The sequence below is a fragment of the Mycobacterium sp. genome (assembly GCF_019243155.1).
GTDB lineage: Bacteria > Actinomycetota > Actinomycetes > Mycobacteriales > Mycobacteriaceae > Mycobacterium.
The window spans coordinates 1-8,027 of the sequence record NZ_JAFAUS010000509.1; the positions used below are offsets into that span (position 1 = coordinate 1).

Here is an 8,027-nt window from a genome sequence, read left to right on the forward strand (position 1 = left end):
TTTGAACAACGTCCGTAAGACGCTCATTCTCGCCGCGGTCACAGGCACGCTCGTGACCATTCCTGCGGCCACCGCACACGCGGACCCGATGGGCTCTGACCCGAACGCGGTCCCGGCCGGAGCCGCCACGGCTCCCGACGCCCCGCCGCCCCCGGCTCCGGACGCCCCGCCGCCGGCTCCGGACGCCCCGCCGCCCCCGGCTCCGGACGCTCCGCCGCCGCCGGCTCCCGACGCTCCGCCGCCCCCGGCTCCGGACGCTCCGCCGCCGGCTCCCGACGCCCCGCCGCCCCCGGCTCCGGACGCTCCGCCGCCTCCGGGCCCGGAGGCACCGCCCCCGCCGCCGGTCCACGCCTACAGCGTGAACTGGGACGCCATCGCGCAGTGCGAGTCGGGCGGAAACTGGGGGATCAACACCGGTAACGGCTTCCAGGGTGGGCTGCAGTTCACCTCCAGCACCTGGCACGCCAACGGTGGCTCGGGCTCGGCGAACAACGCCAGCCGTGACGAGCAGATCCGGGTTGCCGAGAATGTGCTGCACACGCAGGGCATCCACGCCTGGCCGGTCTGCGGCCGCCGCGGCTGATAAGTCGTACGTATAGATAAGTAGTGCCGGGCACCTCGTGCCCGGCACTACTTATCTCCAGTACCGAGAGGTGATGCAGTGGAGCGCACCCATCCCGACTGGCCCGTCCGTTCGCGCCGCACCGGTTGAAGATCTACGTCGTCATGTTGTAGTTCGCGGCGCTGTCGTCATGTTCATGACGATCGTGGCCGGCACCGGCCTCGTGGCGCCGAGCCGGACTGTCGATATCGTCGCCAACCTCAGACCTGAGGCCCTTCTGCGGGTAGCGTCGGGCCCGTGACCGCTACCCCGCGTGAATTCGACATTGTGTTGTATGGGGCGACCGGCTTCGTCGGAAAGCTCACCGCCGAATACCTGGCACGGTCGGCGCCGGGCACCAGGATCGCGTTGGCCGGCAGATCGACCGATCGCCTGCGCGCGGTCCGCGACACCCTGGGCGAATCCGCGCAGTCCTGGCCCGTCCTGGTCGCCGACGCGTCGTCACCGTCCACGCTCAACGAGATGACCGCAAGGACGCGGGTCGTCATCACCACGGTGGGGCCCTACACCCGCTACGGGCTGCCGCTGGTGGCGGCCTGCGCCGCCGCGGGCACCGATTACGCCGACCTGACCGGCGAGGCGATGTTCGTCCGCGAGAGTATCGACACCTATCACAAGCAGGCCGCCGACACCGGCGCCCGCATCGTGCACGCCTGCGGATTCGACTCGGTGCCGTCGGATTTGAGCGTGTATGCCCTGTACCGGGCTGCACGCGACGATGGTGCCGGAGAACTCGTCGACACCGACTTCGTCGTCCGGTCCTTCTCCGGCGGAGTCTCCGGCGGGACCGTTGCGTCGATGATGGAATTGTTCGACACAGCTTCCAGGGACCCCGAGGCGCGGCGCGCGCTTGCCGACCCTTACACGCTGAGCACCGACCGCGCTGCCGAACCCGAAATCGGTCGCCAGCCCGATCTGCCGTGGCGTCGTGGCCAGCAGATCGCGCCGGAACTGACCGGCGTATGGACGGCCGGCTTCGCGATGGGGCCCTACAACACGCGAATCGTGCGCCGCAGCAACGCATTGCTTGACTGGGCGTACGGCCGTCAATTGCGGTACACCGAGAGCATGAGCCTCGGGTCGTCGCCGCTGGCGCCGCTGGCGTCCGCTGCGGTCGGCGGGGCCGTCAGCGCAACCTTTGGATTGGGGAGCCGCTACTTCCGGCTGCTGCCGCGCCGACTGCTGGAGCGCGTCGCCCCGAAGCCTGGAACCGGTCCGAGTGCCGCTGCGAGGGAGCGCGGCTTTTACCGGATCGAGACCTACACCACCACAACCACGGGCGCACGTTATGTGGCCCGCATGGAGCAGCGCGGAGACCCCGGCTACAAGGCGACCGCGGTGCTGTTGGGGGAGTCGGGCCTGGCGCTGGCGCTGGACCGCGACAAGCTCTCCGAATTGCACGGTGTGCTGACTCCCGCGGCCGCGATGGGCGACGCGCTGCTGGCGCGATTCCCGGCGGCCGGGGTCTCGCTGCACACCGAACGGCTGACCTGAGCCTGCCCTTCGATTTGGATCGATGCAGGTCCGGTGTTGAGCTGGCCTATTAGGGACCAAATCCGTCCTGCGCGAAGGCTGTTGACCGAGACAACATGCGTCTAGTGTCGAAGTCGACTTGGCTCCATACCCCAGGAACGAAGGTGGTTACACCGATGGCCGGTCTCGACGATCTGTACAGCCAGATCCCCACATCTGATATCGCAAACAAGCTAGGTGTCGACCAGGGCGACGTCGACAACGCTGTTCACACATTGGTGCCCGCACTGCTCGGCGGGCTCCAGCAGAACTCCGAAGATCCCGAGCACGCCAGCACGATCGAATCGATGGCGAACAACCACGCGGCGCGGGGCCTACTCGACGCAGGCGGTGGCCTCGCCGACAATGGCGAGGGCGACGGACACCAGGCTGTCGCATCCTTGTTTGGCGGTAAGGACGCCGACCAGGTCGCGTCGGCACTTGCCAACAGCGGCGCGGGCAACCGGGATCTGCTCAAGCAGTTGCTTCCGGTGGTGCTCCCAATTGTGTTGGCATACATAGGAAAACAGCTCGGGTCGGGTGGCGGGGCGAGCGCGCCCCAGAAGACGGAGGCGGCCTCCGGTGGCGGCCTTGGCGAGGTTCTGGGCAGCATCCTCAGCGGCGGCGGCGCCGACAAATCGCTGGGCGGGATCCTCGGCAACGTGCTGAGCGGCAAGGGTGGAGCGCTCGGGGACATCCTCGGCGGCATGCTCGGTGGCAAGAAGTAGCCCGGCGCCGACTCCCACTATTCATGGGTAGTTCCCGCACGATTCGGATCGCGTCGAATTAAGGGCTGCCCAAGACAAACCAAGATGAGTAGGTTCGTAACTATCGGACACCGCAGATAACGTCCGACCTCTTCTCGGCCGGACGATGACGACGAGAGGGAAATGCCATGGCGGACACGCTTACCCAAGGACAAAAGCTCGTGCGAGGTGAAGCGCTCACCTCCAACAACGGCGCCTATACCCTCACCTTGCAAGAAGACGGCAACCTGGTGCTCGCGTCTCGCGGCCAAACCATCTGGGCCACCGGGACCGATGGTCAAAACGTGGTGCGCGCCGAAGTGCAGCCCGACGGCAACTTCGTCGTCTACACGGCCGACAAGCCGGTGTGGCACAGCAACACCGAGGGCAAGAAGGACGTCCGGCTCGTGCTGCAGGACGACCGCAACCTGGTGCTCTACTCCGGCAACGGAGCGGCCTGGTCGACCAAGACGGAGACCGACGCACCCCCGCCGCCGGCGCCCGAGGCCGCTCCCGAGCCCGCCGCCGAGGAAGCTCAGCCGGAGGCTGCCGAAGGAGCCGTCGCAGAGCCCGTGGCCGAAGCGGCCCCCGAGCCCGAACCCGCCGTTCGGACCTACACCGTCGAATCCGGCGACAGCCTGTGGGCGATCGCGGAGCGCTTCTATGGCGACGGCAGCAAGTACCAGGTGATCGCCGACGCGAGTGGAATCCCCAACCCCGACCTGATCCAGCCCGGTCAGGTGCTGACGATTCCCTGATCGTCTCGCGGGGGCCACTACGGCCGAAACCGTGTGAGCTGCTAATTCGGGCACTTACACGGGCCTTTAACGTGCTCCCTAGAATTGACGGGTGACCGCCAGCCGCAGCCCCGCTACTGACCTGCCCAAGTCGTGGGACCCCGGCGCGGCCGAGGACGCGATCTATCAGAAGTGGCTCGATGCGGGCTACTTCGAGGCGGATCCAGCCAGCGCTAAGCCGGGGTACTCGATCGTGCTGCCGCCGCCGAATGTCACCGGCAGCCTGCACATGGGTCACGCGCTGGAACACACCATGATGGACGCCCTGACGCGTCGCAAGCGCATGCAGGGCTACGAGGTGCTGTGGCAGCCCGGGATGGATCACGCGGGCATCGCAACGCAGAGCGTGGTCGAAAAGCAGCTTGCCGTCGACGGCAAGACCAAAGAGGACTTCGGCCGCGAGCTGTTCGTCGACAAGGTCTGGGATTGGAAACGCGAGTCCGGTGGCACCATCGGTGGCCAGATGCGCCGACTCGGCGATGGGGTGGACTGGAGTCGCGACCGCTTCACGATGGACGAGGGCCTGTCCCGCGCCGTGCGCACGATCTTCAAGCGGCTCTACGACGCCGGGCTGATCTACCGCGCCGAGCGGCTGGTGAACTGGTCGCCGGTGCTCGAGACCGCGATCTCCGACATCGAGGTCGACTACCTCGACGTCGAGGGCGAGCTGGTGTCGTTCCGGTACGGCTCGCTGGACGACTCGCAGCCGCACATCGTCGTCGCTACCACCCGGGTGGAGACGATGCTGGGCGACACCGCGATTGCAGTGCACCCGGACGACGAGCGCTACCGCGACCTGGTCGGCACCACCTTGCCGCACCCGTTCGTGGATCGGCAGCTCGTCATCGTCGCCGACGAGCACGTCGACCCCGAATTCGGCACGGGCGCGGTCAAAGTCACCCCGGCACACGACCCCAACGACTTCGAAATCGGTCTGCGGCACAACTTGCCGATGATATCGATCCTGGATACCAAAGGCCGGATCGTCGACACGGCAACGCAATTCGACGGCATGGACCGCTTCGAGGCCCGCGTTGCGGTGCGCGAGGCGCTGGCGGCCCAGGGCCGCGTCGTCGCGGAGAAGCGCCCGTACCTGCACAGCGTCGGACACTCGGAGCGTAGCGGTGAACCGATCGAGCCGCGGCTGTCGCTTCAGTGGTTTGTCCGGGTCGAGTCGCTGGCCAAGGCGGCGGGCGACGCGGTGCGCAACGGCGACACCGTGATTCACCCCGCGAGCCTGGAACCACGCTGGTTCGCCTGGGTGGACGACATGCGCGATTGGACGATCTCGCGGCAGCTGTGGTGGGGCCATCGCATCCCGATCTGGTACGGGCCCAACGGCGAACAGGTGTGTCTGGGTCCCGACGAGACACCTCCGGATGGCTGGGAGCAGGATCCCGACGTGCTGGACACCTGGTTTTCGTCCGGCCTGTGGCCGTTCTCCACGTTGGGCTGGCCTAACGTCACGCCGGAGCTCGAAAAGTTTTATCCCACAAGCGTTCTGGTCACCGGTTACGACATCCTGTTCTTCTGGGTGGCCAGGATGATGATGTTCGGCACCTTTGTCGGAGGCGACGACGCCATCACCCTGGGTGGCCGCCGCGGGCCGCAGGTGCCGTTCACGGACGTCTTCTTGCACGGCCTGATCCGCGACGAGTCCGGACGCAAGATGAGCAAGTCCAAGGGCAACGTCGTCGACCCGCTGGACTGGGTGGACGAGTTCGGGGCCGACGCGCTGCGCTTCACGTTGGCCCGCGGCGCCAGCCCCGGCGGTGACCTGGCCGTCGGTGAGGACCACGTCCGGGCGTCGCGCAATTTCTGCACCAAGCTCTTCAACGCCACTCGCTACGCACTGATCAACGGCGCGGCGTGGCGCCCGGGGGAGACGCTGCCCCCTCAGGCCGAGTTGACCGACGCCGACCGGTGGATACTGGGACGCTTGGAAGAGGTTCGCGCGGCGGTTGATTCGGCGTTCGACCGCTACGAGTTCAGCCGCGCCTGCGAGGCTCTCTATCACTTCGCGTGGGATGAATTCTGCGACTGGTATGTCGAATTGGCCAAGACGCAGCTGGCCGACGGGGTCGCGCACACCACCGCCGTGCTCGCCACCGTGCTGGACACGCTGCTGCGACTGCTGCATCCGGTGATCCCGTTCATCACCGAAACCCTCTGGCAGGCGTTGACCGAGCAGGAATCCCTGGTGATCGCCGACTGGCCGCAATCGTCCGGGATAAGCCTGGATCGGGTTGCCGCACAACGGATTACCGATATGCAGAGGCTGGTCACCGAGGTCCGCCGGTTCCGCAGCGATCAGGGTTTGGCCGATCGGCAGAAGGTGCCGGCCCGATTGGCCGGTGTCCAGGACTCCGATCTGAGCACTCAGGTGAGTGCGGTGACGTCGCTGGCGTGGCTCACCGCGCCGGGTGCCGAGTTCCGCCCATCGGCGTCGTTGGAGGTCCGGCTCGGCGGCGGCACCGTCGTCGTCGAACTCGACACCTCGGGCACCATCGACGTGGAAGCCGAGCGTCGCCGCCTCGAAAAGGACTTGGCCGCGGCGCAAAAGGAGCTGGCGTCCACCGCGGCCAAATTGGGCAACGCGGACTTCCTGGCCAATGCGCCGGAACAGGTCGTCACCAAGAATCGCGACCGTTGGCGCCTGGCCCAGGAGGAAATCGACCGCATCAACGCGAGGCTGGCCGGGCTGCAATGAGTTTCGATCCATCCGACTGGACCGAGCCGCGTCAGGCCGTCAGCGCCGCACCCACGCCGGACGAAATCGCGTCCCTGTGGCAGGTCGAGCATCTGCTGGATCAACGCTGGCCGGAGACCAAGATCGAGCCCAGCCTGACCCGGATCAGCGCGTTGATGGACCTGCTGGGCTCACCGCAACTCGGCTACCCGTCGATCCACGTCGCAGGTACCAACGGCAAGACCTCGGTGGTGCGGATGATCGACGCGCTGCTCACCGCGCTACAACGCCGAACAGGCCGGACCACCAGCCCGCACTTGCAGTCGGCGGTCGAACGCATCGCGATCGACGGAAAGCCAATCAGCCCAGCGCAATACGTGGACACCTACCGCGAGATCGAGCCGTTTGTGCAGATGGTCGACGCGCAATCTCAGGCCGACGGCGGGCCGGCGATGAGCAAGTTCGAGGTGCTCACCGGGATGGCCTTCGCGGCGTTCGCCGATGCGCCCGTCGAGGTCGCGATCGTCGAGGTGGGGATGGGCGGGCGTTGGGACGCCACCAACGTGATCAACGCGCCGGTCGCGGTGATCACCCCGATCGGCATCGACCACGTCGAATACCTCGGCGACGACATCGCCGGGATCGCCGGTGAAAAGGCCGGGATCATCACCCGAGCGCCCGAGGGGGCACCCGATACCGTCGCGGTCATCGCCCGACAGGTGCCGGAAGCGATGCAGGTGCTGCTCGACCAGACGGTGCGTGCCGACGCCGCGGTGGCCCGCGAGGATTCGGAGTTCGCGGTGTTGGGCCGGCAGGTCGCGATCGGCGGACAGGTAATGCAGCTGCAGGGCCTCGGAGGCGTGTATTCCGACGTCTTCCTGCCGCTGCACGGCGAACACCAGGCGCACAACGCGGTGGTGGCGCTCGCCGCGGTCGAGGCCTTCTTCGGCGCGGGCGCGCAGCGCCAGCTCGACGTCGATGCGGTCCGGGCCGGTTTCGCCGCCGTCGCCAGCCCCGGCCGGCTGGAGCGCATGCGCAGCGCCCCCACGGTGTTCATCGACGCCGCCCATAACCCGGCCGGCGCGGCGGCGCTCGCGCAGACCCTTTCCGATGAGTTCGACTTCCGCTTCCTCATCGGTGTGCTCAGCGTGCTCGCCGAAAAGGATGTCGACGGCATCCTCACCGCGCTGGAACCGGTGTTCGATTCCGTCGTCGTGACCCACAACGGGTCCCCGCGGGCGCTCGACGTCGAGGCGCTGGCCGTTGCGGCGCGCGCGAAGTTCGGGCCCGACCGGGTGACGACGGCCGAGAATCTGCGCGACGCCATCGACGTCGCGACCGCGCTGGTCGACGAGGCCTCGCTGGGCGAGGACGCCGAAGCCCTGTCCGGAACCGGGATCGTCATCACCGGCTCGGTCGTCACCGCAGGGGCGGCGCGAACCCTGTTCGGTCGTGATCCCGAGTGACCGACGGACCCGAGGACCAGGCCCCTGCGCCCGCGGCCGACCCCTGGCGCAGCTTCGCTGCGGTAATGGCCGCGACGCTGGTCCTCGAAGCGATTGTGGTGCTGCTGGCGATCCCTGTGGTGGGCGCGGTCGGCGGCGGGCTCACGTCGGTGTCGCTGGGGTATCTGATCGGCCTGGCCGCCCTGCTGATCCTGC

General features: G+C 67.5%; 7 protein-coding genes. All 7 read left to right on the forward strand.

Annotated features, from left to right (window positions below):
- Position 1: 1 nt before the first annotated feature.
- The gene (locus JOZ00_RS25670) at positions 2-583 is read left to right on the forward strand and encodes a transglycosylase family protein (RefSeq protein WP_293350025.1); all 582 of its coding nucleotides are present in this window, start codon (positions 2-4) and stop codon (positions 581-583) included.
- 276 nt (positions 584-859) lie between these two features.
- Positions 860-2,116 (forward strand): trans-acting enoyl reductase family protein, encoded by a 1,257-nt coding sequence (locus JOZ00_RS25675; RefSeq protein WP_293350028.1) that lies wholly within the window; start codon positions 860-862, stop codon positions 2,114-2,116.
- Between the two features lie 155 nt (positions 2,117-2,271).
- The gene (locus JOZ00_RS25680; RefSeq protein WP_293350031.1) at positions 2,272-2,862 is read left to right on the forward strand and encodes a DUF937 domain-containing protein; all 591 of its coding nucleotides are present in this window, start codon (positions 2,272-2,274) and stop codon (positions 2,860-2,862) included.
- 167 nt (positions 2,863-3,029) lie between these two features.
- Positions 3,030-3,638 (forward strand): LysM peptidoglycan-binding domain-containing protein, encoded by a 609-nt coding sequence (locus JOZ00_RS25685; RefSeq protein ID WP_293350034.1) that lies wholly within the window; start codon positions 3,030-3,032, stop codon positions 3,636-3,638.
- Between the two features lie 91 nt (positions 3,639-3,729).
- A complete protein-coding gene (locus JOZ00_RS25690) occupies positions 3,730-6,387 on the forward strand; it encodes a valine--tRNA ligase (protein WP_293350037.1) in 2,658 nt (885 codons plus the stop codon).
- Complete coding sequence (locus JOZ00_RS25695; RefSeq protein WP_293350040.1) at positions 6,384-7,832, forward strand: folylpolyglutamate synthase/dihydrofolate synthase family protein; 1,449 nt, start codon at positions 6,384-6,386, stop codon at positions 7,830-7,832. The genes JOZ00_RS25690 and JOZ00_RS25695 overlap by 4 nt, the downstream gene beginning before the upstream one ends.
- The coding region (locus tag JOZ00_RS25700) for a DUF4233 domain-containing protein (protein ID WP_366022413.1) at positions 7,829-8,027 on the forward strand (199 nt) is incomplete at its 3' end. The genes JOZ00_RS25695 and JOZ00_RS25700, both read left to right, overlap by 4 nt.

Bases quoted from the DNA above. Each gene is read 5' to 3' on its own strand.
- JOZ00_RS25680 (WP_293350031.1), top strand. From the start codon at position 2,272: ATGGCCGGTCTCGACGATCTGTACAGCCAGATCCCCACATCTGATATC.
- JOZ00_RS25685 (WP_293350034.1), top strand. From the start codon at position 3,030: ATGGCGGACACGCTTACCCAAGGACAAAAGCTCGTGCGAGGTGAAGCG.
- JOZ00_RS25695 (WP_293350040.1), top strand. From the start codon at position 6,384: ATGAGTTTCGATCCATCCGACTGGACCGAGCCGCGTCAGGCCGTCAGC.